The organism is Actinomycetota bacterium (assembly GCA_019347575.1).
In the GTDB taxonomy this organism is placed as follows: domain Bacteria; phylum Actinomycetota; class Nitriliruptoria; order Nitriliruptorales; family Nitriliruptoraceae; genus JAHWKY01.
In genome coordinates, this window is the sequence record JAHWKY010000009.1 from 1 (window position 1) to 25091 (window position 25091).

At 70.1% G+C, this 25091-nt stretch carries 24 protein-coding genes and 2 rRNA genes; 19 read left to right on the plus strand and 7 right to left on the minus strand.

Translation table 11 applies throughout. From position 1 onward, the window contains the following. The 4 genes from KY469_07435 to KY469_07450 all read left to right on the plus strand — a co-directional run. Nucleotides 1-1173, plus strand: a 23S ribosomal RNA gene (locus tag KY469_07435); the annotation flags it as partial. 65 nt (nt 1174-1238) lie between these two features. After that, a 5S ribosomal RNA gene (gene rrf / locus KY469_07440) occupies nt 1239-1355 on the plus strand. Between the two features lie 86 nt (nt 1356-1441). Continuing rightward, entirely contained in the window at nt 1442-2164 is a 723-nt protein-coding gene (locus KY469_07445; protein ID MBW3662917.1) for a hypothetical protein, read from the plus strand. 63 nt (nt 2165-2227) lie between these two features. After that, nucleotides 2228-4594, plus strand: a complete 2367-nt coding sequence (locus KY469_07450) for a prolyl oligopeptidase family serine peptidase (protein ID MBW3662918.1) — start codon at nt 2228-2230, stop codon at nt 4592-4594. Nucleotides 4595-4598: 4 nt separating this feature from the next. Here KY469_07450 and KY469_07455 read toward each other — a convergent pair whose 3' ends face one another. Further along, nucleotides 4599-5576, minus strand: a complete 978-nt coding sequence (locus KY469_07455) for an MBL fold metallo-hydrolase (protein ID MBW3662919.1) — start codon at nt 5574-5576, stop codon at nt 4599-4601. A gap of 109 nt (nt 5577-5685) precedes the next feature. Between KY469_07455 and KY469_07460 the strand changes: the two genes are divergently transcribed. After that, on the plus strand, nt 5686-6045 hold the full coding sequence (locus tag KY469_07460; protein MBW3662920.1) for a hypothetical protein: 360 nt from the start codon (nt 5686-5688) through the stop codon (nt 6043-6045). A gap of 9 nt (nt 6046-6054) precedes the next feature. On the opposite strand, the gene KY469_07465 is transcribed toward KY469_07460, so the two are convergent. The 6 genes from KY469_07465 to KY469_07490 are packed head-to-tail and all read right to left on the minus strand — an operon-like array spanning nt 6055 to nt 11104. Next, nucleotides 6055-7071, minus strand: coding sequence for a succinylglutamate desuccinylase/aspartoacylase family protein (locus KY469_07465; protein MBW3662921.1), 1017 nt, complete (start codon nt 7069-7071; stop codon nt 6055-6057). Next, nucleotides 7068-7541: a RimK/LysX family protein gene (locus tag KY469_07470; protein MBW3662922.1), complete on the minus strand. Its 474-nt coding sequence runs from the start codon at nt 7539-7541 to the stop codon at nt 7068-7070. Before KY469_07470 ends, KY469_07465 begins: the two co-directional genes overlap by 4 nt. 43 nt (nt 7542-7584) lie before the next feature. Next, entirely contained in the window at nt 7585-8844 is a 1260-nt protein-coding gene (locus KY469_07475) for a DUF1015 domain-containing protein (protein ID MBW3662923.1), read from the minus strand. Beyond that, nucleotides 8838-9677: a rhomboid family intramembrane serine protease gene (locus tag KY469_07480; GenBank protein MBW3662924.1), complete on the minus strand. Its 840-nt coding sequence runs from the start codon at nt 9675-9677 to the stop codon at nt 8838-8840. Before KY469_07480 ends, KY469_07475 begins: the two co-directional genes overlap by 7 nt. Before the next feature lie 15 nt (nt 9678-9692). Further along, nucleotides 9693-10766: an alpha/beta hydrolase gene (locus KY469_07485; protein MBW3662925.1), complete on the minus strand. Its 1074-nt coding sequence runs from the start codon at nt 10764-10766 to the stop codon at nt 9693-9695. Then, on the minus strand, nt 10766-11104 hold the full coding sequence (locus tag KY469_07490; GenBank protein ID MBW3662926.1) for an SCP2 sterol-binding domain-containing protein: 339 nt from the start codon (nt 11102-11104) through the stop codon (nt 10766-10768). The genes KY469_07485 and KY469_07490 overlap by 1 nt, the downstream gene beginning before the upstream one ends. A gap of 160 nt (nt 11105-11264) precedes the next feature. On the opposite strand from KY469_07490, the gene KY469_07495 reads away from it, so the two are divergent. The 14 genes from KY469_07495 (at nt 11265) to KY469_07560 (ending at nt 25042) form a co-directional block, all read left to right on the plus strand. Beyond that, nucleotides 11265-11747: a phasin family protein gene (locus tag KY469_07495; protein MBW3662927.1), complete on the plus strand. Its 483-nt coding sequence runs from the start codon at nt 11265-11267 to the stop codon at nt 11745-11747. Further along, nucleotides 11744-11893 carry a hypothetical protein gene (locus tag KY469_07500; GenBank protein ID MBW3662928.1) on the plus strand — a complete coding sequence of 50 codons (150 nt, stop codon included), beginning with the start codon at nt 11744-11746 and terminating at the stop codon, nt 11891-11893. Before KY469_07495 ends, KY469_07500 begins: the two co-directional genes overlap by 4 nt. A gap of 2 nt (nt 11894-11895) precedes the next feature. Further along, nucleotides 11896-12714, plus strand: a complete 819-nt coding sequence (locus KY469_07505; protein MBW3662929.1) for a TlyA family RNA methyltransferase — start codon at nt 11896-11898, stop codon at nt 12712-12714. Continuing rightward, nucleotides 12711-13547, plus strand: coding sequence for an NAD(+)/NADH kinase (locus tag KY469_07510; GenBank protein ID MBW3662930.1), 837 nt, complete (start codon nt 12711-12713; stop codon nt 13545-13547). The genes KY469_07505 and KY469_07510 overlap by 4 nt, the downstream gene beginning before the upstream one ends. A gap of 9 nt (nt 13548-13556) precedes the next feature. Next, a complete protein-coding gene (gene recN / locus KY469_07515; protein ID MBW3662931.1) occupies nt 13557-15224 on the plus strand; it encodes a DNA repair protein RecN in 1668 nt (555 codons plus the stop codon). A gap of 63 nt (nt 15225-15287) precedes the next feature. Next, a complete protein-coding gene (locus KY469_07520; GenBank protein ID MBW3662932.1) occupies nt 15288-16118 on the plus strand; it encodes a M23 family metallopeptidase in 831 nt (276 codons plus the stop codon). 110 nt (nt 16119-16228) lie between these two features. Continuing rightward, nucleotides 16229-17905, plus strand: coding sequence for a CTP synthase (locus KY469_07525; GenBank protein ID MBW3662933.1), 1677 nt, complete (start codon nt 16229-16231; stop codon nt 17903-17905). Then, a complete protein-coding gene (locus tag KY469_07530; protein ID MBW3662934.1) occupies nt 17905-18462 on the plus strand; it encodes an NUDIX hydrolase in 558 nt (185 codons plus the stop codon). Before KY469_07525 ends, KY469_07530 begins: the two co-directional genes overlap by 1 nt. Nucleotides 18463-18521: 59 nt before the next feature. Further along, nucleotides 18522-19631 carry an alanine dehydrogenase gene (ald, locus tag KY469_07535; protein ID MBW3662935.1) on the plus strand — a complete coding sequence of 370 codons (1110 nt, stop codon included), beginning with the start codon at nt 18522-18524 and terminating at the stop codon, nt 19629-19631. 15 nt (nt 19632-19646) lie between these two features. Continuing rightward, nucleotides 19647-20579, plus strand: coding sequence for a site-specific tyrosine recombinase XerD (xerD, locus tag KY469_07540; protein MBW3662936.1), 933 nt, complete (start codon nt 19647-19649; stop codon nt 20577-20579). A 55-nt stretch (nt 20580-20634) separates the two neighbouring features. After that, entirely contained in the window at nt 20635-20985 is a 351-nt protein-coding gene (locus tag KY469_07545) for a TraR/DksA C4-type zinc finger protein (protein MBW3662937.1), read from the plus strand. A 1041-nt stretch (nt 20986-22026) separates the two neighbouring features. Further along, the gene (locus KY469_07550) at nt 22027-23238 is read left to right on the plus strand and encodes a ParA family protein (GenBank protein ID MBW3662938.1); all 1212 of its coding nucleotides are present in this window, start codon (nt 22027-22029) and stop codon (nt 23236-23238) included. Continuing rightward, complete coding sequence (locus KY469_07555) at nt 23222-23587, plus strand: hypothetical protein (GenBank protein MBW3662939.1); 366 nt, start codon at nt 23222-23224, stop codon at nt 23585-23587. The genes KY469_07550 and KY469_07555 overlap by 17 nt, the downstream gene beginning before the upstream one ends. Nucleotides 23588-23704: 117 nt before the next feature. Beyond that, the gene (locus tag KY469_07560) at nt 23705-25042 is read left to right on the plus strand and encodes a thymidine phosphorylase (GenBank protein ID MBW3662940.1); all 1338 of its coding nucleotides are present in this window, start codon (nt 23705-23707) and stop codon (nt 25040-25042) included. Nucleotides 25043-25091: the final 49 nt, after the last annotated feature.

The window sequence follows — 25091 nt, forward strand, 5'->3', positions numbered from 1 at the left end:
CCTCGATGTCGGCTCATCGCATCCTGGGGCTGGAGCAGGTCCCAAGGGTTGGGCTGTTCGCCCATTAAAGCGGTACGCGAGCTGGGTTCAGAACGTCGTGAGACAGTGAACAGCTATCCGCGCTGTCTATAAATTCGGCTATATGCTGGAAAACCCGCAAGTATCCTGCGGTACTCGTCTGCGTGTCACAGGCCCGCCATAGCCTGCGATGCATGGACAGTGACAAACCGACAGGTGATGCGGACGATCAGCAGGGAAGGCTCGAGTCCTACCTAGCTGGGTTCGTCGACGGAGAAGGGTGCTTCTCGGTCGGGGTGACACGACGCCCCGATCTCCCGCGTGGTTTCCAACTGGTCCCGGAGTTCCGGGTCAGTCAGAACACCGAGCGGGCGACCGTCCTCGAGGAACTGCGCACGGTGCTGGATTGCGGCCGGATCGTCGAGAACGATCGCCGCCGTCCCCGCGACCGCACGTACGTGCTGGTCGTGCGCAACCGTGCTGAACTCCTCGGGAAGGTCATCCCCTTCTTCGAGAGGAACCCGCTGCGCTCCGAGAAGAACGACACGTTCCGCGTGTTCGCGGTGATCGTCCGGGCTATGGCAGCCGGCGAGCACCGAGACCGATCAGGCTTCGAACGCTTGGTTCGACTGGCCTTCACTATGAACGGTGACGGGCAGTACCGGAAGTTCGATCTCTCGGACGTGGTAGGAGGAGAGAACCCTCAGAGACTGCACGCCGAACCCCCCGCAAGGGGGTGAAGATACAGTCCGAGCTGCATGGCGACATGCAGAGCCAGGCGGAAACGACCTGGTCACCACCCGGAGCACGACCGCGGTAACGCGGTCGGAGGCGTCGAAGGGTGGAGGTAACAGATCTGTCGGTCCCTATCCGCTGCGCGCGTTGGAGATTTGAGAGAAGCTGCCCCTAGTACGAGAGGACCGGGGTGGACGCACCTCTAGTGTGCCGGTTGTCCTGCCAAGGGCACGGCCGGTTGGCTACGTGCGGACGTGATAAGCGCTGAAGGCATCTAAGCGCGAAGCACATCTCGAGATGAGATCTCCCATCCCTTCAAGGGAGTAAGGCCCCCCGAAGACCACGGGGTTGATAGGCCGGAGGTGGAAGCACGGCAACGTGTGGAGCTGACCGGTACTAATAGGCCGAGGGCTTGCCGTACCCGCTCGCGCTCGCTCTGGGGTTCACGAGGATCGTGGACCAGACCCCACAACTGAACAAGGTTCTTCCGTGGTCATAGCGGAGGGGACACACCCGGTCACATTCCGAACCCGGTAGTTAAGCCCTCCTGCGCCGATGGTACTGAGGGGGAGACCCCTTGGGAGAGTAGGTCGCTGCGGGAACCCTCATCGGAGCCGCCCCACCCTCACGGGTGGGGCGGCTCCGTCGTGCACAGCTACGTTCGCCACACCTCGCCGACGAGGACCTCGTGAGCAACAGACCACCACCGCCCCGCCGCCCCGCTCGCCCCAAACGCGAGGACGTCCCCGAGCCTCCACTGCCGGATGGGGTCGAGCCGGACCTGCCCCGCGACGTGTACCGCGAGATCCGCCAGCACGTGCACAAGGCCGATACCCGCAAGGTCGCGCTCGCACTGGAGGAGGGCACGCAGCTGGTCGAGGACGGCGAGCCCGAGGCTGCCCTGCGCTTCCTGGCGTGGGCGGCCGACAAGGCGCCCCGCTCCGCGGTGATCCGCGAGACCGCCGGGATCGCCCGCTACCAGGCCGAGGACTACCGCGGGGCGCTGACCGACCTGCAGGCGTACCGACGCTTCTCGGGCAGCCAGGATCAGAACCACCTCATCGCGGACTGCCTCCGCGCGACCGGGCGGCCGCCCGCGAAGGTGGCCGAGTACGTGCGTCAGATGCAGCCCGAGGAGGTCGGCCGCGACCGCTGGATCGAGGGCCTGATCGTGTGGGCTTCGGCGCTGGGCGACGCTGGCGATGCCTCCGCTGGGAGGGCGGTCCTGCGCGCGGCGCTCGACCAGCGCGAACCCGGGCCGCCAGCCGATCACCACCTGCGGCTGTGGTACGTCGCCGCCGACCTGGCCGAGCGTGACGGCGACACCGCGGCCGCGAAGGAGCTGTTCGACGCCATCGCGGCCGAGGATGCCGATTTCTTTGACGTGAAGCAGCGCCTCGCGCAGCTCTGACGGGAAGGGTTCCGCGCCCCCCGGGTCGAAGCTCCACGTAGACCCTTCCCTGGAGTTCCCCCTGTGCGTGGACGCAGCAGCTCGCTCGCTCTGGTAGCCGCTCTCGGCCTGGTCGCGGCCGCCCCGTCGATCATCCCCGACGAGGTCCCCGACCAGCTGCCGGTCCTTTCCGACGCGGTCGACCGCGGCTCGCTGGTCGTCGAGGAGCTCGCTCCCGCCGCGCCGTCCTCGAAGACCGTCGACGGCGACCCCAGCGACTGGGTCGGCACGTCGGTCCACATCGCCGGCACCAGCCACTACGACCACGGCGAGCTCATCCACACCGACTACCTCTGGGACGCCTACGGCGCCGACGCGGGCGAGGACATCGAGCGCTGGAACCAGTTCGCCGGCACCTTCTACGAGGAGCGCCGGGCCGAGCGCATCGATGACACCCTCCGCACGCTCGAGATGCAGCTCGGGGTTCCCTACCCCATCGGGGCGGACGAGGAGTACGGCAACACCAACCGCGATCTCGCCGTCGGGGACCTCCGTGAGTTGCGGGTCGGCGCTGACGCCGACACCGTGCACCTGCTGATCCGCACCACGAACATGTCCGAGGTGGACGACCTCGGAGTTCTGCTGCTCGCCGACACCGGCGAGGGCGGCTCGCCCGCCGACAGCGCGCTCGGCCTCCCGGAGGACCACCGCTTCGACCAGGTGCTCCTCGTCGGCACCGGCGTCAGCGAGCTGGCGGACGGCGTGGTGGTCGCCGCGGACGCGACGGGGTGGAACAACGCCCTCGAGATCGCGGTGCCAGCAGACCTCGTCAGCGACGGCCACACGCTCGACCTGTCGGTCGTGACCGGTCAGGTCGGAGAGGACGGCGGTTTCACGCCCCACAACATCGCGTTCCGGCACGCCGAGCCGATCGACATCTACAACGACCGCCTCCAAGCCTTCGCGCTCCACGGCGGCGCCCCGGACGGCTCCCACGTCGACGGCTTCTCGAGCGGCCCCATCGCGCTCGAGGACCTCCGCACGGGCCGGACCCAGTCCGCGCGCCCCGGCGCCGGCTACCACGAGCGCCAGTTCCCGTCGGGCGACAAGATCTCGACCGAGCGGAGCAAGGACGGGCGCTGGCAGCCCTACGGGCTCTACATCCCCAACGACTTCGACCCTGAGGTCGCGACACCCGCGACGTTCTGGCTCCACTACCGCGGCGGAAAGGCGCACAGCGGCGCCACGATCACGCCCCGGATCATCCACGAGCACGCCCGCGAGGATCAGTGGACCAACGGCATCCTCAAGGACCAGGGCAACGTCGTCATCACCCCGCACGGGCGAGGGACTTCGTACTGGTACGTGTCTCGCTCGCACCAGGACTTCTTCGAGGTGTTCGAGGACGTCCACGCGCTGGTGCCCAACATCGACAGCCAACGACGCTACCTCGCCGGGTACTCGATGGGCGGCTACGGCACCTACCTGCTCGGACTGCTGTACCCCGACCTGTTCGCAGCAGGCCACTCGGTCTCGGGCGCGGTCACCCAGGGCGCCTGGACGGGGCTACCGGACGGGGAGCACTGCGAGACCTTCAGCAACGGCAGCGAGGGCATCTGCTACATCGAGGCCAACAGCGGGGACGCTGCGGCGCAACTCAACTACCGCATCCTCGAGAACGCCCGTCACTACCCGCTGCACATCGACCACGGCACCAACGACGAGCTCGTGCCGGTGACCGGTGTGCAGCGGATGGCGGCGCGGCTGGTCGAGCTCGGCTACCGGGTCGAGATGCAGACCTTCCTCGGCTACGAGCACTTCAGCCAGGCGCTGTTCGACGAGTGGGCCGACGGCGCCGCGTACCTGCAGCGCTTCACGGCGCCCCAGAACCCGCGCCACGTGACCTACAAGATCGTGCCCGCCCTCGTCCGGGCCCTGAACACCGTGCGCTGGGACGGCGAGCCCTTCGACTTCGATCCCGACGGTGCCTACTGGGTCGACGACATCGAGGTGCGCGATCCCGACCCCGACGACTTCAGCAACTACGGGATGGTCGACGCCGTGTCGGAGTCGCGCCCCGACGACCACCTCGCGACCCCCGCAGCGCCGGTCTCGGCGACCTCGGCCGGGCACAGCTCGCCCTTCGTCCGGTACGGACTCGACTGGCTCGCTACCGAAGCGGCGACGGCCAACGCGATGAACGCGACCCTGATCAACGTCGGCGAGGTGTCCTTCGACGTCACGCGCGCCGGCCTTGACTTCGCAGAGCCGATCACGGTGACGATCACCACCGACGGGCCGAGCACGGTGTGGCTCGTGGGCGCGGGCGCGGACCTCGAAGGCTTCGAGGACGGCGAGGTGCTCGAGGACGGGGCACTACGCGCCGTGGTCCACGGCGATGACATCGTCCTCGAGATCGCCGCAGCGGGAACCTGGACGTTCGCGCGGTAGTAGCTCAGCCGACCGGGGTCAGCGTGCCCTCGTCGCGGCGCTTGAAGTAGCGCACGAAACCGGCCGCGTTGCTCCGGTAGCCGCTGAGCAGGTCGACCCGCCCAGCCAGGTCCGGGTCCGCCTCGATCGCCGTCCGGGGGATCTCCTGCGCGAAGCGTTGGGCGAGCGTCTCGGCGACGTGGTCGAGCTCGTCGGACTCGTGGTAGGCCGCCTCGGCTGTGTCGGCCCACGCCTGTAGCCGGTCCACGGCCGCGTCGAGCGCTTCGTCGGGCGGGTCGACCGGTCCGTAGTGGGCGAGGTAGATGCGCGACGGGTCACGTTGCGCCATCCGGTCGAGCGACGCCAGGGCTGCCTCGAGGTGGAAGTCGGGGGGCGGGGTCGCGGGGCGCAGCACCTCCATCCCCGGCATCTTCACCCCAACGGAGTCGCCGACGAAGATGCTCCCCGTGTCGCTGTCGGCCACGGCGACGTGGTGCTTGGCGTGACCGGGGGTGTAGAGCAGCTCGAGTTCGCGGCCACCGCCCAGATCGATCGTGTCGCCGTCGGCGACGCCGCGGAGCCGGTCCTGGGCGATCGGGGTGCAGTCGCCGTAGATGCGTTCGTACAGCTCGCCGTAGACCTGCCTCGCCGACGCGTTCAGCCGCTCGGGATCGTGCATGTGGCGCGCCCCGACCTCGCTGACCACGACGGTTGCGTTCGGGAACGCCGCCGCGACGTCACCAGCCCCGCCGGCGTGGTCGAGGTGGATGTGGGTCACGATCATGTAGGCCAGGTCTTCGGGATCCATCCCGATGGCACGCAGACCGTCGATCACGTGGTCGATCGACAGGGCGGGACCACACTCGATCAGGGCTGGACGCGGGGCCTCGATGAGGTAGCCGGCGGTGACGGACGTGAGGCCGCCCATCATGGTGTCGATGGCGCGGATGCCGTCACCGTGGTCGCTGATGGGGGGCGCGTCGGGGAGCGGGATGTCGGTCACGTCAGCTCCATCCACAGACGCGAGCAGGATAACGGTCGTGATGTCACCACCCCTGAGTAGCGTCGGGGCGCCTGGCGGGGGCGAGGCAACGACCCAGAAGGAGAAGGCGATGACCACGACGAGCGAGGCGACGGCCGCCAACGAGATCCGCCTGAGCGGCTACCTCAGCGCCCCACCGGACATCAAGGAACTCGAGTCGGGAGCGACGATCGTGCTGTTGCGCGTCGTCGTCCGGCGCCCCGACGGAGACCGCGTGGACAGCCTCCCGGTCGCGGTAGGGCCGCCGCCACGGAGGGGTGAGAGGCGCGCTGTGGGGCAAGCGACGGCGCGGACGGTCAGGCATGCGGCCGGACTGGACGAAGGCGACGAGGTCGTCGTCAGCGGCTGGCTCCAGCGTCGGTTCTGGGACGCGGGCGGACAGCGACGCAGCCGTCTGCAGGTCGTGGCCGAGACGGTCGCCCGGCGGTAGCCGGCCGCGTCAGCCGATGTCGCCGGGGATCGCCAGCGCGTCCTCCTCGGCGCTGGGATCGTCCTCGGCCGGCTCGCGTTCGCCGGGGAGGCCGAGGTGGAGCACGGCGTCGCCCGGCGCGACGAGCGGGACCGTCGTGCCGCCGATGACGACCGCGTCGTAGGGCGACTCGACCGTCGAACGCTCCATCCCGAGCGGGGTCGTCGTCGTCCATAGCGGCTGGCCGATCGTCACGGCGTCACCCGGCTCCGCGTGGAGCTCGAGGATGCCGCCGCGCTCGGCGCGGATCCAGCGAGACTCGTGCATCACCAGCGGGGACTGCGCTGCGGGAGGTGGCCCGGAATCGCGCATCCCGAGGTGATCCAGGAGCCGCAGCGTGCCCGTTAGCGCCACCTCTATCGCCTCCGGATCGAAGCGCAACGGTTCGCCGCCCTCGTAGGTGAGCACGCACACCCCCTCGCTCGTGGCCACCTCCCTCAGCGAGCCCGGACGATTCGCCGCATCGAGGATGTAGGGCGCACCGAACGCCATCGCGAGCTCGATGGCTCGCTGGTCGGTGGTCTCGACCCGTAGCTGAGGGATGTTCGTGCGCCGGTTCGCCGCGGTGTGCAGATCGATGCCGACGTCGCTGCCGCGGACGACCTCGTCCATGAGGACCCGTGCCATCCGGGAGGCCATCGATCCGGACGTGGTACCCGGGAAGCTTCGGTTGAGGTCGCGTCGGTCGGGCAGGTAGCGGGAGTGGATCTGTGCCCCGAGGACGTTCACGATAGGCACGATGATCAGGATCCCGCTCAGCTCCGCCGGATCGAGCACGCTCAGCAGCTCCTGGCAGGTCGCGGTGCCGTTGAGCTCATCGCCGTGGACCGCGGCCGTGACGAACACCCGCGGACCCGGTTCCACGCCGTGCAGCACGGTCATCGGGATGTCGGTCCGCGCTCCGGTGTACGACTCCGAGACGGTCGGGAACAGGTCGACCCGCGTCCCCGGGACGATCGCCTCGCCGGCGACGACGAGCGCGGTCACTTCCGTGGCCGGCGGGGCGGGGTCGGGGAGTGGCGGTACCCGTGCATCGGGTCGACCAGGCACGCACCTTGCAGCGTCAACCGGCCGAGGATCATGCGGAAGTTCATCCCGGTGCGGTCGGTGATCGTGAGCTCGGTCTCGCGGTCGAGTGGCCCGCAGACGACCTGGGTACGCACGACCGGACGGTGCTCCTCGCGGGCACCGGTGTCGCGCACACGCTTGAAGCCCACCGCAGGCGTCTCGACCCATCGGCGCTGAGGCTCGTCCCGGCTGCCGACGAGCACGGCGAAACGCAGGATCGGCAGGAGGTGACCGTCGAGCTCGTGCTCTCCGATGTGGTGCAGCTCCTCGACGTGCAGCGCGCTGGTCCGGGCACCGGTGTCGAGCTTGACGCGGAGACGATCGATGCCCCAGCGGGGGAGCGCGGCCTGCTCCTTCCAGCCGAGCACCGGCAGGTCCTTCATCGGCATCGGCACCTCCTGCACCGCGAGACTACCCATGGCGTCCCGCAGCTCAGCGGTTCCCCGACGGTACGTCCGCATCGAGGGGCCGCATGACCAGGCCGGTACGCGGTTTGGGGTGGAACGCGGTGCTCTTCGGCGGCAGCAGGTGCCCGGCGGCAGCGGTCCGACGGACGTCGGCGACGGACGGTGCCTTCACGAGCAACAGCGCATCGGCCAGTCCGGCGGCGACGGCAGCCGCTGCAGCTTCCGCGTCGGGGGTGTAGAGCAGGTCCTCGATGCGGTCGCGGACACCCAGCGGACCGGTGATCGTTGCCTGCAGGAGCGCGACGTCGAGGCGCCGCACGAGGCCCGGTGTGCCCGTGGGGAAGACCCGCTCGACCGCGTCGGGATCGCGGACCCGCACCAGGTTGTTGCCGGCGCCCCAGACCAGGCCGAAGCAGCGCTCCTCGAACGTGCTCACCACGTCCAGCAGCGCCGTCACATCGCCGTCGAAGGGGTGGAACGAGAACCCTGCGGTGCGCAGCCTTCCGACCAGCTGGTCGGGCACGCGCCGGATCAGCCGGTGCATCGGCCTGACGACCGGGCCGTGGGGATCGGGGACGATGTAGGCCAGCGTCGCGTCGCTGCCGCGGCCCCCCACCTCGGTGCGGTGCTCCAACGCCGTGGTGTAGCGGTGGTGACCATCGGCCATCAGCAGGGAGTGGCGCTCGAGCGCGGCCGTGACCTCGCGGTGCGTCCCGCGATCGGAGATGCGCCACAGACGGTGGTCGATCCCCTCCCGGTCGGTGAACGAGCTGGTCGGTTCGTCGTCGAGGACCTCGAGGACCGGGGTCAGCCACGTGTCCTCAGGGACGAGCAGGAAGACCGGCGAGAGGTTGATCGGCACCTCACGCAGGAGCGCCTTGCGGTCCTCGACGTGCTCGCGGAAGACGCGCTCGTGTGGCAGCACCTGTCGTGCCTCCCACGGCGTGACACCGAGGGCACCGATCAGGCCCCGCTGGTGACGCCGCTCACCGGCGTGATCGAACACCTCCTCGTACAGCCAGAGCGCGGCGGTGCCCTCGACCGCGAGGACCCCCTCGGCGAGCCAGGTGCGGACCTGGTCGGCGGCTCTCGTGTAGCGGTTGTCGGCCGGGTGGTCGGGATCGCGCATACCCAGCTCGAGCCGGACGACGTTGTGAGGGTCGAGGTCGTACAGGCGGCGTTGCTCATCGGCATCGATGGCGTCGTACGGGGGGGCGGTGACGGCTGCGAGGTCGACAGCGGCCCCGTCGAAACGCATCGTCCGGAAGGGCTCGAAGGTCACCACGTGCGACGCTGCCGTGTCCGGTCCCGGTCGACCAACGCCACCATGAGCATGCCGGCGAGGAAACCCGCTGCGTGTGCCTCGAAGGCGATGCCGCCCTCCAACGGCTGGGCTGATGCGAGGACCTGAAGCCCGAACCACAGCAGGAGGACCAGGAACGCCGGGAGCTCGACGATGGCGAAGATGAGGAACCAGAACGCGATCCGTCCTCCCACCAGCGGCGCCAGGAAGTACAGCGGGAAAGGTGCGTAGACGCGGATGCGCGCGTGCGGGAACAGCAGCAGGTAGGCCCCGAGCACCGCCGCGATCGCGCCCGATGCGCCGAGCAGCGGGACGAGCGACCCGCGGTTGAACAGGGCGAACGCGTACGTCGCCGCGACCCCTCCGATGGCGTAGAAGAGCAGGAACCGGACGTGGCCCAGGCGGTCCTCGACGTTGTTGCCGAAGATCCACAGGAACAGCATGTTGCCGAGCAGGTGACCCAGACCAGCGTGCAGGAACAGCGCGGTGAAGATGCTGAGGATCACCGGCTTCGTGACGGGGGGCTCGCGGAACGGTTCACAGCCGCGAGTGGCGACCTGCTGGACCTGCTGCTCGGTCAGAGGCTGCAGGTCCAGGATCTCCTCCGGGATCGCCGCCCACCGCAGGTAGAACGCCTCCTCGGTGCAGAAGGCGATGGCGGCTTCGCGTTGGGTCATGCGTTCGATGTCCTCGCCGAAGACGCCGCCGAGGTGGGGCTGCACGAGCAGGAAGACGAGCACGTTGGCGGCGAGGAGCAGGAGCGTCACGAAGGGCGTGCGATGGGTGGGGTTGATGTCCCCGACTGGCAGGACCACGCTGGGCCTTCCCGATCAGCCGGCGGCGACCGCTGCGAGATCGACGCGCCCGGCGAGCACCTGCTCGGCCAGTCGCAGCGTCCGCGACGCGATGTGTGGCGCGCGTTCGAGCACGACGGCGTGACCCGCGTTGCGGAAGGTGAGGACGTGGCCGTCCGGCAGTGCCCGGGCGAACTGGCGTGACTGGTGCGGGTTGACGAGCCGGTCGCGTGCCCCGATGACGACCAGCGTGGGGACGTCGAGCCCCTGTGCCGCGCGTCGCAGATCGGTCGCGGTCATGCCCTCGAAGCAGCGACGCCGGACATCCATGGCCGTCGCCGCGATCATCTCGTGCACGAGCGCAACCTGAGCGGCGACCGGATGGTGACCGAACCCCGTGGCGCGGATCAGCGAGTAGCCGCGGTCCCGCGTGCTACTGGTCTCGCCGGAGACGAAGCGTCGGTCGAGGCGATCGTTGCCGAGGAGCGCGCGGATGAGGCGTCGCCCCGCGGCCGCTTCGATGCGCGAGGTACCGCGCCCTGACAGCGCCGAGGTGACGATGTCCGCCGTGGGGGTGGCGATGAGCACGCTCGCGGCGACTCTGGATGCGTCTGGCTCAGCGTCGAGGAGGTAACGGATCGAGGTCATGCCGCCCAGTGAGTGTCCCAGCAGCAGGACCGGCCCCGCGGCCTCCTGGTCGATCACCGCGGCCAGATCGCGTGCGTGCTGCGCGGGGGTCAGATCGTCGTCGTCCGCTGCGGTGCTGCGTCCGTGACCTCGCAGGTCCCACAGCACGACGCGACCCGCAGCCGCGAGCCGTCGCGAGATGGGATGCCACACGCGGTGGTCGCAGCACAGCCCGTGCGTGAGTACGAAGGTCGGTCCCGTGCTCGAACCGTTGAGGACGCTGGCGTGCAACACCGTGCCGTCGTCGGCCTCGACGGAGCGGTGCTCGCCGATGGGTGCCTGAAGTGGCAGGTCGCCCGTCGCATCGCGACGACGGTCGCGTTCGGCGAGTCGGGGGCCGAGCGCCGCTGAGGCCGCGACCCGCACCGCCGTGCCGACGACCCAGCGGCGGCCCTGGAAAGGGGCGGGGCGCAGGGAGGCCATCAGAGCACCGCCCGCAGCCGGAGCAGATCGGTCACGCTCGCCTGGATCGAGAGGCGATCGGACGCGTACGCGACGCTGGGGTCGAGTTCGCCGGCGGCGAGCAAGAGCAGATCGTCGGAGCTGCAGCGCAAACGGATGTCGGCACGGGGGGCACTGCCCCGCTGCAGGCCACTGAGTCGCCCCTGTCGCAGGTCGGTGTGGTACACGACCCCGATGTCAGGGCACTCGGCCTGGATGGTGCGTCGGGTCGGCAGCATGGCGCGGTACGAAGGGTCGATGCGGGAGATGCGCTGCACGAGCTGCTCGAGAACGGCTTCCACCTCTTCCTCGGTCGCCACCGTCGCCGTGTCCTCCGTTCCTGATGCGTCGGCGCCGCTACTTGAGCACTGAGTTCGCGCTACCGCTCCGCTACTTGAGCACTGAACCGGGCGGCACTGTACCAGTGGGTGTGGTGGCCACTGGTAGTCTCCGACGGACGAGGGCCTTCAGGAGGAACACATGGCGAGCGCTCTCTCGCGCTACCTCGAAGCCGCGAACGGACTGACCAACGTGACCAAGAGCCGGGCTGAGCAGATCGTCCGTCAGGTCGTCAAACAGGGCGAGGCTGCTGCCGATCAGGCCGGGGACATGGTCGAGGAGTTGCTGGACCGGTCGAAGAAGAACCGCGAGGCGCTGGTCGCGCTCGTGCGGGCCGAGACCCAGCGTGCGATCGGACGCATGGGCATCGCGAGCCGCTCGGAGGTCGAGCGCCTCGAGAAACAGGTGAGCCAACTCAAGCGCGAGCTGGCGGCCGCGACGTCCGGCAAGGGCGGCGGCGGAACCACCAAGAAGCAGTCCGCGACGAAGAAGAAGGCGTCAGGCGGAGCATCGGGCAGCAAGGCCGCCGCGAAGCCAACAGCCAAGAAGACCGCCAAGAAGACGACCAAGAAGACGACCAAGAAGACCGCGAAGAAGCAGTCGACCAAGAAGAAGTCATCGTGACCGACGCCTCGGACCAGGACGCGTTGGCGACGGCACGCGAGCTGCTGGGGGGCGTCGACGACCTCGTGATCGACGAGCGTCCGGCGGTCCTCGAGAACGTGCACGGCATCCTCGCCGCGGAGCTGGCAGCCCTCGACGAGGTCTGACCATCGGGGCGCGCCGCCAGCGACTCGACCGGGAGCTGGTCCGACGCGGTCTCGTCGACAGCCGTGAGGAGGCGCGTGACGCCATCGCTGCTGGTCTGGTGACCGTGGCCGGGGGTCCCGCCCTGAAGGCCGCGACTCAGGTCGCTCCTGACGAAGCCATCGTCGTCCTCGCCCCACCGCGGCGGTACGTGAGCCGGGGCGGCGACAAGCTCGAAGGGGCACTGACGCGCTTCGATGTGGACGCGACGGGGCGACGCTGCCTCGATGCAGGCGCGTCGACGGGTGGCTTCACCGACTGCCTGTTGCAACACGGCGCCGCGAGCGTCGTAGCTGTCGATGTTGGCTACGGCCAGCTCCACCAACGCATCCGCACCGATGAGCGCGTCACCGTCCTCGAACGCACGAACGTGCGGACGCTGCGCCCCGAGCAGATCCCGTCACCGCCGCCGGACCTGCTGGTGGCCGACCTCTCGTTCATCTCCTTGCGCTTGGTGCTCCCGGCGCTCGTCGCCGTCCTCGCCTCACCGGCCGATGCCGTCGTCCTCATCAAGCCGCAGTTCGAGGCCGACCGTGGCGACGTCGGTCGCGGGGGAGTGGTGCGCGATCGCGTTGTGTGGAGGAGGTCGGTCCTCTCCGTGGCGGAGACCTTCCGGGAGCTAGGGTGGCGCCCCGTGGATGTGGTTCCGTCGTCGCACCCCGGACCGGCAGGCAACGTCGAGTACCTCCTCCACGCCCGTTCCGAGGCTCCCGGTCCCGAGACGCTCGAGCGCGTCGATACCGCGATCGAGGAAGCCGAACAGCTCCTGAGAGGCAGCACGTGAAGGTCGGTCTGGTCGTCCACTCAGGGCGTGAGGGCTCCCGCACGACCGCCGCGCAGGCGGCTGACCGCCTGACCAGCCTGGGGGTGGACGTCGTCACCGCAGCGGACGGTGAGGGGCGGGCCGACGAGCCTGCGAGCGGCTTCGCCGACGGTCTCGACCTGGCGATCTCGTTCGGCGGGGACGGCACCTTCCTCCGCGCCGCCCACCTCTGTCGCGACGCCGACGTTCCCGTCCTCGGGGTCAACCTCGGACGCCTGGGGTTCCTAGCCGAGGTCGAACTGCACGGACTGGACGAGGCCCTCGCTGCTATCGCCGGTGGGGGTTTCACGGTGGAGGACCGCGCCACGCTCGAGGTCACCGCCGAGGACGAGCACGGGACGGTGCAGTACCGCGGCTGGGCGCTCAACGAGATCTCGATCGAGAAGACGGCGCGACAGCGGCTGCTCCTGCTCGACGTCCACGTCGGCGGGTCGCTGTTCGCCAAGGTCCCCGCCGATGCTCTCGTCGTCGCCACCGTCACGGGATCGACCGCCTACGCGTTCAGCGCGGGAGGCCCGATCCTCTCACCGCGCGTGGCGGCGACCCTCGTCGTGCCGGTCGCCCCGCACTCGCTGTTCGACCGCACGCTCGTCGCGGGCGCGGACGAGCCGGTCAGGGTGGAGGTCGTCCCCGATCAGTCCGCCGCGATCGCGTCGTGTGACGGCCGCGAGCCGGTCACGATCCCGCCAGGCGGGGCGGTGGAGGCCGTCGGCAACGGCCGTCCCGTGCGGCTCGCCCGGGTGGACTCGCTCGACTTCTACTCGCTCGTCCGTCGCAAGTTCGGCCTCCACTGAGATGCGGACGTGATCGACGAGCTCCACATCACGGCCCTGGGTGTCATCGAGGACGTCACGCTGCGCCTGTCACCGGGGCTGACCGTCGTGACCGGCGAGACCGGAGCCGGTAAGACGATGGTGGTGACCGCTCTCCAGCTGCTGCTCGGCGCGCGCGCTGACACGACGCTCGTACGGGCGGGTCACGAGCGCGCGCTCGTCGAGGCCCGGATACGTCCGGCGCCCTCCACCGCCCGAGACTGGATCGAGGGCGACGACGAGCTGGTGGTCTCTCGGGAGATCGCGGCGGAGGGCCGTAGCCGCGTCCGCATCGACGGCCGCCTCGCCACCGTGACCGCGCTGACCGAGATCCTCGGGGCCGTGGTCGAGGTGCACGCGCAGCACGAGCACGTCGAGCTGGCCCGACCCGAGCGGCAACGCACCCTGCTGGACCGGTTCGCCGGCGCTGCGCACGGGCGGATCCTCGACCGGTACCAGGAGGCCTACAGCCGGTGGCAGGACACGGCCCAACGACTCGAGGCGCTGCGGGAACGCGCCCGCGACCGCGCCCGCGAGATCGATCGCCTCGAGTTCGAGGTGGACGAGATCAACCGTGCGGCGCTCGACCCCGAGGTCGACGTGCACCTCGACGACGAGCTCGAGCTGCTCGAGCACGGGGAGGAGCTGGTGCTCGCCGCGCAGGAGGCCGCCGCGGCACTGGGCAGCGAGGGAGCGGGCGAGCCCCTCGGTCGCACCGTACAGGCGCTCCGACGTGTCCATGTGAGCGACCGTCAGCTCGCCGACGTGAGGGATCGCGCCGAGGCTCTGGTCGCCGAAGCGACCGAGCTGGCCCGCGATGTGCGTGCACTCGCCGAGCGCATCGAGGTCGACCCCGAGCACCTCGAGGAGCTGCGTGAGCGCTCACGCCTGATCGCCCAGCTCCAACGAAAGTACGGCGACGACGTCGCCGGGATCCTCGGGTACGCCGAGGAGGCGCGGCTGCGGCTCTCAACGCTGAAGGCCGAGACGGACGAGGTGGAGACGCTCCTGGCACAGCTCGAGGCGTCAGAGCACGAGGTCCGCTCGCTGATCGACGACCTGAGACGGGGGCGCCTAGTCGCTGCCGACGCGCTCGCCCCAGCGGTCGACGTGCACCTCGCGGCCCTCGGGATGCCGGCTGCGCACTTCGAGGTCGACGTCGCCGAGGCCGACGCGCCCGGACCCCACGGCGGCGACCGCATCACCTTCCTCCTGGCGCCTAACCCCGGTGACCCGCCGCGACCACTGGGACGCGCGGCATCCGGTGGGGAACGGTCGCGGGTCGCGCTCGCGCTCGAGGTCGCGCTGGCAGACGTGGTGGAGGCTGACGTCCTCGTGTTCGACGAGGTGGACGCCGGCGTGGGCGGGGCGACCGCCATGGCCGTGGGGGAGAAGCTGGCCCGGCTCGCGGCGGGAGCGGCGGGGAGGCAGGTGCTGTGTGTCACCCACCTCGCTCAGCTGGCGGCGTTCGCGGACGTCCACCATGTCGTCGAGAAGGGGCTCGACGGGGGCCGCGCCGTGACCACGGCGCGCGAGGTGCACCGCGACGACCGCGCTGCCGAGCTGTCACGGATGCTCGGTGGGCACGCTGACCGGGCCGAGGGCCTCGAGCACGCGCGCGTTCTGCTGGAGGAGGCGGCCGCTCGCCGCGCGGGCTGAGCGGGTGCTTTGGCCCCGCGCGGTGCCGTCGCTACCGTCCGGCGACCCTGCGACCGCGAGTCCATGCAACCGACCGACGCGTTCACCGCACGCAGCCTTCCCGGAGGTACCGGGGGGCCGAAGCGACCGCTCTTCGCCGCGCCGCGCCGGCGTGCCCGCCGTGTCGCCGCCTTCGTGGCGGTCGCGCTGCTCGTGAGCGTTCCCCTCATCGTGGCCGGTGGCGGCGGCGGACCCGCCACCGGCGCGGTCCCTGGAGCGGCGCCCGCACGGGCCGGGGCCGCACCGTCCGCGCTGGCCGCTGACGACCCCGACACTGACGCGCTGGCGCAGCCGTTCGCGCTGATCGGCCGCTTGACGCTTGTGTTGCCCGGCGAGGAGGTCCTCCTCGTCGGCTACCACGAGGCGTCGTTCGCGGATGCGGTCGCTCTGCAGCCCCACGGGCACGGACTCGCGAACGAGAACACGACGAAGTTCACGCTGCCCCCACCCGAGGACGGGCCCGGGTACCTCGTGCTGTCGTCGCGTGGCCGTCCACAGCCGGCCACGTCGGCTGTGGACCTGGTGATGCACGACGACGAGACCGTCACCAGCCCCGTCACGGGCACGGTCGTTCTGGTCGAGCCCTACACGCTGTACGGCAAGTACCCCGACACTCGAATCGAGATCGCTCCCGAGGACGCCCCACATCTACGCGTCGTGCTGATCCACGTGCGTGAGGTGACCGTGGCCAGCGGGGACCGCGTCGAGGCGGGCGTGAGCGTCCTCGCGGCGGGACCGAACCGCTTCCCGTTCGCCTCCCACATCGACCGCTACTTCCCCGAAGACCGCTGGCCGCACGTCCACCTCGAGGTGAAGCCTGCCGATGCGGTCCGCCCCGTCGGCGCCGGCGGCTGAGCGCCTCGCGGGAGGCGGTCGGCGCGCGGTCGTTGGAGGGACCGGGGGGTGGTGGGTACCGTGGTCCGGGCCGCGACCACGGGCCCGACGGATGTGGGTCAGGAGAGAGCGTGGCAAAGCACATCTTCGTCACGGGCGGCGTCTCGTCGGCTCTGGGCAAGGGCATCACCGCTGCCTCGCTCGGCCGGCTGCTGAAGGCTCGAGGCCTCCGCGTCACGCTGCAGAAGCTCGACCCGTACATCAACGTCGATCCGGGAACGATGAACCCGTTCGAGCACGGCGAGGTGTTCGTGACCGAGGACGGCGGCGAGACCGACCTCGACCTGGGGCACTACGAGCGGTTCGTCGACGAGCCGTTGCACCGCGGCTCCTCCGTGACCTCGGGACAGATCTGGATGTCGGTGATCACCAAGGAACGCCGCGGCGACTACCTCGGCAAGACCGTCCAGGTGATCCCGCACATCACCAACGAGATCAAGGACCGGATCCACGCCCTAGCCGACGACGTCGACGTGGTGATCACCGAGGTCGGCGGCACCGTGGGCGACATCGAGGGACTTCCCTTCCTCGAGGCGATCCGCCAGCTGCGCTACGACGTCGGCCGGGACAACGTCTGTTACGTCCACGTCGCTCTGGTCCCCTACATCGCGGCGGCGGGCGAGCTGAAGACCAAGCCGACGCAGCACTCGGTGCGCGAGCTGCGCTCGATCGGTATCCAGCCCGACGTCCTCGTCCTGCGCAGCGATCGCGAGCTCGACGACAAGCTGAGACGGAAGATCGCGTTGCAGTCTGACGTCGACATCGAGGGGGTGATCGCGGCGGTCGACCGATCGTCTCTGTACGAGGTGCCGCTCGCCCTCCGGGACGAGGGCATCGACGATGTCGTGTGCCGTCGGCTCGCGTTGCCGGAGCACGAACCCGATCTCGCCGACTGGGCCCGACTCGTGCAACGCGTCCGTTCCGCCCGCGAGACCGTGACCGTCGGCCTCGTGGGCAAGTACGTCGAACTTCCGGATGCGTACCTTTCGGTAGCGGAAGCACTCCGCCACGCGGGCATCGAACACGGTGTGAACGTCGATATCCGTTGGCTGTCGTCGGACGACCTCCTCGAGGACGGGGCGGAGACCGTCCTCGCACCGTGCCACGGCGTGCTCGTGCCAGGAGGCTTCGGCGTACGCGGCGTCGAGGGCAAGATCACGGCGGTCCGCTACGCGCGAGAACGTGAGGTGCCCTTCCTGGGGCTGTGCCTGGGTTTGCAGTGCGCGGTCATCGAGTTCGCACGCGACGTCGCCGATCTCGAGCACGCGCACTCGTCGGAGTTCGAACCCGCCACCCCCGACCCCGTCATCGACCTCATGCACGACCAGCGCGACGTCGAGGCGCTCGGCGGCACGATGAGGTTGGGCGCCTACCCCGCCCGCCTCGTGCCGGGCACCCGGACCTACGCGGCGTACGGTGACGAGGTCGTCTACGAGCGCCATCGTCACCGCTACGAGGTGAACAACCGCTACCGCGCGCGCCTCGCCGACGCGGGCCTGGTGTTCAGCGGTCTGTCGCCGGACGAGCGGCTGGTCGAGTTCATCGAGCTGGCCGATCATCCTTGGTTCGTGGCGACGCAGGCACACCCGGAGTTCAAGTCCCGACCCAACCGGCCTCATCCGCTCTTCTCCGGCTTCCTGGCGGCGAGCCTGCAGCGCATGCGCGAGACCCGTGGCCAGCTGCCCGTCGACCTCGACGAGCACACCGTCGGCGAGCTGCAGCAGGCGGTCGAGGTCGAGGCCACCTAGTGCCTGCCTGGTTCGAGACCGTCGCGAGCGAGATCGTCTACAACGGGTGGTCGACCGTCCGTCGCGACGTCGTCCGCACGCCCCAGGGCGAGGATGTCGAGCGCGAGGTGGTCCTGCAGGACGACGCCGTGGCGATGGTCCCTCTGCTCGACGACGGGACGGTCATCCTCCTGCGCCAGTACCGCCACCCGTTCGGTACCAGCCTGCTCGAGGTGCCAGCCGGCAAGCTCGACGTCGAGGGTGAACCACCGGCGGCTGCGGCGCGCCGAGAGTTGACCGAGGAGATCGGCTACGAGACGGAGCGGCTCGAGCTGCTCGTGACGATCGCCAACTCGGTCGGTTGGACCGACGAACGCACGCACATCTTCCTCGCGACGGGACTGCGTGCCGTGCCCCGCCCCGACGACTTCGTCGCGACTGCCGAGGAGGCGGCGATGGAGGTCGTGCGGTTGCCGCTCCAGGCCGCCGTCGAGGCGGTCAGGGACGGACGTATCCCCGATGCGAAGACCGTCGTCGGCCTGCTGTTCGCCGCCCACCATCAGGGGAACGCCGCCTGACCTCCGGGAGGGTGTCGGTCGCGGGACTAGGCTCGCGCACCAGCGACCAGGAGCAGCGCGTGCGCGTCGGGGTTCCCCGCGAGATCAAGCCGCAGGAGCACCGGATCGCGATCACGCCTGCCGGCGTCCGCGAGCTCACCCTCGCTGGTCACGATGTGCTCGTCGAGAGTGGTGCCGGGGTCGGCTCTTCGGTACCCGACGACTTCCTCGCGGCCGCCGGGGCCAGGATCGTCGAGCACGCCGAGGACGTCTGGAGCGATGCCGAGCTCGTCCTCAAGGTCAAAGAGCCCGTGGAGTCCGAGTACGGCTACCTCCGGGAAGATCTGACGTTGTTCACCTACCTGCACCTCGCGGCGGACGAAGCCCTCACCGACGCCCTCGTGGCGTCCGGCGCCACCGCGATCGCCTACGAGACGGTGGAGGGTCCCGACGGGGGTCTGCCGCTGCTCGCCCCGATGTCGGAGGTCGCGGGCCGGATGGCCCCGCAGGTTGGCGCGGCCACCCTCCAACGCGAGCACGGAGGACGAGGGATCCTCCTCGGTGGCGTGTCGGGGGTGTCGCCGGCCCACGTGCTCGTGATCGGTGCGGGGACGGCGGGGCGCAACGCCGCGTGGCTGGCCTCGGGGATGGAAGCGCGGGTCACGGTGCTCGATCTCGACGTGGGCAAGCTGCGCTACATCGATTCGATCCACAAGGGCCGCATCTCGACGCTGATGTCCAACCGGCTCACCCTCGAGGAAGTGCTCCCCGAGGCTGATCTCGTGATCGGAGCGGTCCTCGTCCCCGGAGCCAAGGCGCCCCGCGTCATCACCGAGGAGATGGTCGCGACGATGCGGCCTGGGGCGGTCGTCGTGGACATCTCGATCGACCAGGGTGGCTGCATCGAAACGAGCCGCGTCACCACCCACGATGACCCCACCTACGTGGTCCACGATGTCGTGCACTACTGCGTCGGCAACATGCCCGGGGCCGTCCCGCACACCTCGACCTACGCGCTCACCAACGTGACGCTGGCCTACGCCGAGCGCCTGGCCGCGGACGCCACAGGCGCGATCGAGGCCGATCCGGGCCTGGCGCTCGGCGTCAACGTCATCCGCGGCGCGGTGACCAACCCCGGTGTCGCCGAGGCCCATGGGCGGGAGTTCGTGCCCCTGGCCGACGTGCTGTAGGCGGTTGCGGTACCCGTGAGCGCACCTCCGGAGGAGCTCCCCGCCCCGCTGCGCGCCTACCTCGACCACCTCCGCGTCGAGCGCGGACTGGCGGACAACACCATCGGCGCGTACCGACGGGATCTGCGCCTGTTCGCGGGCTACCTGATCGAGCACGGCATCGTTGATCCTCGCACGGTCGCTCCCGAGGACATCGAGGCGTTCGTGCCGTGGTTGCGCCAGCGACGGACCGCCCAGGGTCGACTGTACGCATCGTCCACCATCGCCAGGGCGGTCGTCGCGGTCCGGGGTCTGTACCGGTTCCTCGCCCGCGAGGGGGTGATCGTCGACGATGTGGCCGCTGACGTGGGCACCCCACGCAGCCCCAGGTCGCTGCCCAAGCCGCTCTCGCGGGTCCAGGCTGAACGCTTGCTCGCCCAGCCCGTGGGGGACCGTCCCCTGGCGCTGCGCGATCGGGCGATGCTGGAGCTGCTGTACGGATCCGGGCTGCGGATCAGCGAGCTGACGGCGCTCGATGTCGACGATGTCGACCCGGTCGAGCAGCTGCTGCACGTGACCGGCAAGGGGCGCAAACAGCGCATCGTGCCGTTCCACCGCGCAGCCGCCGATGTCCTCGAGGCGTGGCTGGTTCGCGGTCGCCCGAGTCTGCAGCCGCGAGGCCCCGGCCTGTTCACGAACTCACGGGGCGGTCGGTTGACGCGTCAGGGGGCATGGAAGATCGTCAAGCGCCACGCCGACCGCGCCGGTCTCGCTGAGGACGTCTCACCCCACACGCTGCGGCACTCGTTCGCGACCCACCTGTTGGATGGGGGAGCCGACGTCCGCACGGTCCAGGAGCTGCTCGGGCACGCGAGCGTGACGACCACACAGGTCTACACGCTCGTGAGCCGCCGGCACCTGCGGGAGGTGTACGAGCGGGCCCACCCACGGGCGAAACGGACCCGCTAGGCTCGGTGGTCGAAGCCCACGACAACGTCCACCGTCCCAACCGAGGTCGCCCTGCATGGATCAGTCCACCCTTGATCGGCTCCGCAAGGAACTCGAGGACGAGCGTCAGCAACAGCTCGACGTCCTCGAGAGCCACGGCGCGGACCCGTACGGCGAGGAGGTCAAGGATCTCCAGATCGCCAACGAGGGGTTCGCGGACTCGGCGCAGGCGACCGAGGAGCGCAGCGAGATCCTCGCGCTCATCGATGCCGCGCGGAACCGGTTGGCGCAGGTCGAGCGGGCGCTGACCAGCATGGACGAGGGTACGTACGGGGTGTGCGAGTCGTGCGGGCAGCAGATCCAGGATGCCCGCCTCGAGGCGAGGCCGTTGTCGGTCCGCTGCGTGGACTGCGCCTCCAAGAGCTGACCCCGGCCTCCGCGCCCATCTGCCAGCGGATTCCGTCGGCTCGAGCGCGGGAGCGCCGCTCGAGGGCCCGTCCTCCCAGGTCGCTTCGAGGGCGGATATTGCGGTCCCGAACCTTCCGTTTCCGCATGGGCGGTGCAGGAAGAGCGGGGAGCTGGGGGGGCCGGCTCGTCGCGCTCGGAGAGCCCCTGGCGCCTGCGGCTGGAGAGGGAGTCACCGGGCCCCCACCTGCGATCCAGCGGGCTCCAGCGGCGCCCACAGCGGTTATGCGCCTTTTCGATGACACACTCAGAGCGTGTTCCCATGAGGCTCCCTAAAGCTGCGCTATAGGCCAGGCGACCACGCCTGACTTGGCCGAGTTGCCGGGAGCCTGGGCGGTTCAACCAGCGGACTCGGCGTACGGAGCTGGATGAGCCTGCAAGAGCCTCGCCGCGACGGGTGGCGAGCCCTCCGGTCATCGGTCAGGCGCGGGCTCCGCGTGGGCCTTCTCCCGGCCACGGATCAGCTGGCGCCCCGACCCCGTCCGTGCCGAGCAGGGCGACCGTCCGCTGGCCGCCGATGCCAAGGTCGTCGTCGCGGACGTGGCAGGGCGACTGTCCGCTGGCCGCCGATGCCAAGGTCGTGGTCGCGGACGTGGCCAGGGCTTGGAGGAAGCAGGGGGATCCTGTCCGGGGGAGGGGAGTCGACAGATGAACAAGGAGAGAAGTCGACAGCGATAAGTAGACAGGTGACTTCATCGATCTGTCGACAGCGTGTCGCCCCGGCTCTCCGCGCCGTCCTTTACCCCTGGGCATCGACGACTCCCTCGTGGCGTGTCGCTCATCGCACTGGCCGCCTGGAGATGGGGGGTTGCCGGAGTGCGGGGGGGCGGAGTAGGGTCCACGTCGATGTGGCGAGATATCGCTGTGTCGACAAGTTGACCGCCCCGTCGATCCAGCCCTTCCGAGGGTCGCCCAGGGGGAGCACGTGATCGAGCCCACACCGCAGCACGACCACGACGAACCGCAGGACGAGGGCCCTCCGGGGGATGCCCCGTTGCCGGAGATGACCCCGGCCCAGTCGGGTCGGTCCGCCGAGCTCCAGAGCGAGGCGCGTGAAGCCGGGTCGCCGCGCCAGCCCACCGAGCCGTCGGAGACGGCTGTGGCGGTGGATCACGATGTCGCTCCCGGCCGTAGCGGGTCTCCCGAGACGGCACCCGATCCGCGCGAAGCGGAGCCGCGGTTGCCCCTCGAGCGGACGGCGTCCACGCCTCCGACGGGGACGACCCCCGACGTTGCGACCGGCGCTCAGACGCCCGCTCCGGCTGGTCGCGATGACCGTGGCGACGAGGCCGTCCGCAACGCGCCCGATCCCGTCCCGTCCCCGTCCTCATCTCCAAGGGAGCGGGCGATCCTGGACCCCGGTACGTGGGGTGCCGACCAGGCACGGGCCCTGACACGGCGCGACGTGCTGCGCCCCGGTGGGGGTCCGGAGGTACGCGATCCCGCGCGCGTCCTCGCCTTCGCGAACCAGAAGGGCGGGGTGGGCAAGACCACCACGGTCATCAGCCTCGGGGCGGCCCTGGCGGAACTGGGTTCCCGCGTCCTGCTCGTGGACATGGACCCGCAGGGGTCGCTGGGCGTGGGGCTGGGTCTGGAGCCCCACCAGCTGCAGTCGACGATCTACAACCTGCTGATGCAGGACGGGTCCCACCCCGATGACGTCATCGCCGGCTCCGGCATCGACGGCATGCACGTGCTACCCGCCAACATCGACCTCGCCGCAGCCGAGCTCGCGCTGGTGCAGGAGGTCGCTCGCGAACAGGCGCTGCGACGGGTCATCGACCGGGTCCGCTTCCGCTACGACTTCATCCTCATCGACTGCCCCCCGAGCCTGGGCCTGCTCACGATCAACGGTCTGACCGCCGCGGATCGGGTGATCGTGCCGCTCGAGTGCGAGTACTTCGCGCTACGCGGGATGAGCCTGCTGATGGACACGATCGACAAGGTCCGGAGCCGCCTCAATCCTGAACTCGCACTCGAGGGTATCGTCGCGACCATCTTCGATGGAAGAACCATCCATGCCAGGGAGGTTCTGGACCGCGTCCGAGACGCGTTCGGGGACGTCGTGTTCAAGACCACCATCAACAAGACCATCCGGTTCGCCGAGGCACCGGTCGTGGGCGAGTCGATCCTGACGTACGCGCCGCGCTCCAAGGGGTCGGACGCGTACCGTGACCTCGCGAGGGAGGTGCTGTCCCGTGAGTCGTCGAGCTAGCCTGCCCGGGGCCGACGAGCTGTTCCGGCCCACCGGGGGTCGCGTCACGCCGCTGCGTGGCGAGGCCGCCGCCGAACCCGCTCCCACGTCCGCGCCCGCGAAGTCCGAGCCAGCCCCCGAGGCGGCTGAGCCGCCCGAGGCCAGCGGCCGCGTCAGACACGACGAGAAGATCACCGTCTACCTCACGAGCCAGGAGCTGCTCGACCTCGAGCAGGCCCGGCTGCGGCTGCGTGCGGAGTTCGACATCAGCGTCGACCGCGGCCGCATCGTGCGCGAGGCCATCGGCGAGCTCCTGGCCGACCTGCACGAGCGCGGGCCCGACAGCGCGGTCGTCCGGCGCCTCAGCTGACCCGCCCGGTGCCGGTACCGCTACGACGATCGGTTCATCGATGTGTCGACACATCGACACCCGACAAGTCGACACATCGACACATCGACATGTAGGCGGTGACCCGGCGGTCTCCGCGTGACGGTCAGCGGCCTCGACGTCGTGCGTCTGATCGACCGCAAGCGCCTCGGGGGCGAGCTCTCGGCGGAGGAGATCGCGGCGCTGGTCCCGGCGTACCTCGAGGGGCAGGTCGGCGACGAGCAGCTGACGGCGCTGCTCATGGCGGGGGTGATCCAGGGCTTCAGTGACGACGAGGCGGCGGCGTTGACGGCCGCCTACGTCGCCTCCGGTGAGGTCGTGGACCTGTCCTCGCTCACCGGTCCGACCGTGGACAAGCACTCGACGGGGGGTGTGGGGGATGCGGCGACGCTCGTCGTGGCGCCGCTCGCAGCCGCCTGCGGCCTGCAGGTCGCGAAGCTGTCGGGGCGGGGACTGGGGCACACCGGAGGCACGCTCGACAAGCTCGAGGCCGTGCCCGGGTTCGACGTGGCGCTCAGTACCGACGCGTTCCGCGAGCAGATCGAGCGCATCGGGGTGGCCATCGCGGCCACGACGGACCAGCTCGTTCCCGCCGACCGGCGGATCTACGCGTTGCGTGACGTCACGGGCACGGTCGCGAGCCCGGCGTTGATCGCGGCCAGCGTGATGAGCAAGAAGATCGCCGGAGGGGCAACCCACATCCTCCTGGACGTCAAGGCCGGTCGCGGCGCGTTCCTGCAGGAGCGTGCCGTGGCCACCGCTCTCGCGGAGCTGTGCGTGCGCCTCGGCGAGGGCGCCGGCCGACGGACTCGAGCGATCGTCACGGCGATGGCGCAGCCGCTGGCGGACGCGGTGGGCAACGCCCTCGAGGTCGCGGCCGCGATCGGCGTGCTGCGCGGCGAGTCCCCGGCGGGCGCGTTGCGCGACCACGCCCTCGTGTGCGTCGAGGAGCTCCTGCAGATGACCGGCGTCGCGGGGGCCGAGGCGCGATCGCGCGCCCACGCCGCCTTGGACGGAGGTACGGCCCTGGAGAAGTTTAGGGAACTCATAAGTGCACAGGGAGGTTCTCCCAGTGTCGCAGATGATCCCTGGAGCGTCCTGCCAAGGGCACCGATCAGGCGTGACTGGGTCCCCGGCCCAGGCACGGTGCGGCGGATCGACGCACTGGGGCTCGGGATCCTGGCGGTACGTCTCGGCGCCGGCCGCAGTCGCCGGGGCGAGGACGTCGATCCGGCCGTCGGCCTCGAGCTCGCCGTACGTGTCGGCGACGAGCTCGGACCGGGGGAGTGGGCGGTGCGAGTGCACGCCCGGACCGAGGACGACGCGGCTGCCGCTACGCAGCAGTTGACCGAGATCATCGAGTTGGGTAAGCAGCCCGTGGCGTCCGAGCCCTGGCTCCTCGCCCGCGTGCCTGCTGGGACCTCAGCACGTTCGTGACCAGGTGTGACGCGCTCAGATCGATCCTGCGGCCCGTTCGGGATCCAGG

Bases quoted from the DNA above. Each gene is read 5' to 3' on its own strand.
- KY469_07460 (MBW3662920.1), top strand. From the start codon at position 5,686: ATGACCACGACGAGCGAGGCGACGGCCGCCAACGAGATCCGCCTGAGC.
- KY469_07470 (MBW3662922.1), bottom strand. From the start codon at position 7,541: ATGCCGATGAAGGACCTGCCGGTGCTCGGCTGGAAGGAGCAGGCCGCG.
- KY469_07485 (MBW3662925.1), bottom strand. From the start codon at position 10,766: ATGGCCTCCCTGCGCCCCGCCCCTTTCCAGGGCCGCCGCTGGGTCGTC.
- KY469_07495 (MBW3662927.1), top strand. From the start codon at position 11,265: ATGGCGAGCGCTCTCTCGCGCTACCTCGAAGCCGCGAACGGACTGACC.
- KY469_07520 (MBW3662932.1), top strand. From the start codon at position 15,288: ATGCAACCGACCGACGCGTTCACCGCACGCAGCCTTCCCGGAGGTACC.
- KY469_07545 (MBW3662937.1), top strand. From the start codon at position 20,635: ATGGATCAGTCCACCCTTGATCGGCTCCGCAAGGAACTCGAGGACGAG.
- KY469_07550 (MBW3662938.1), top strand. From the start codon at position 22,027: ATGACCCCGGCCCAGTCGGGTCGGTCCGCCGAGCTCCAGAGCGAGGCG.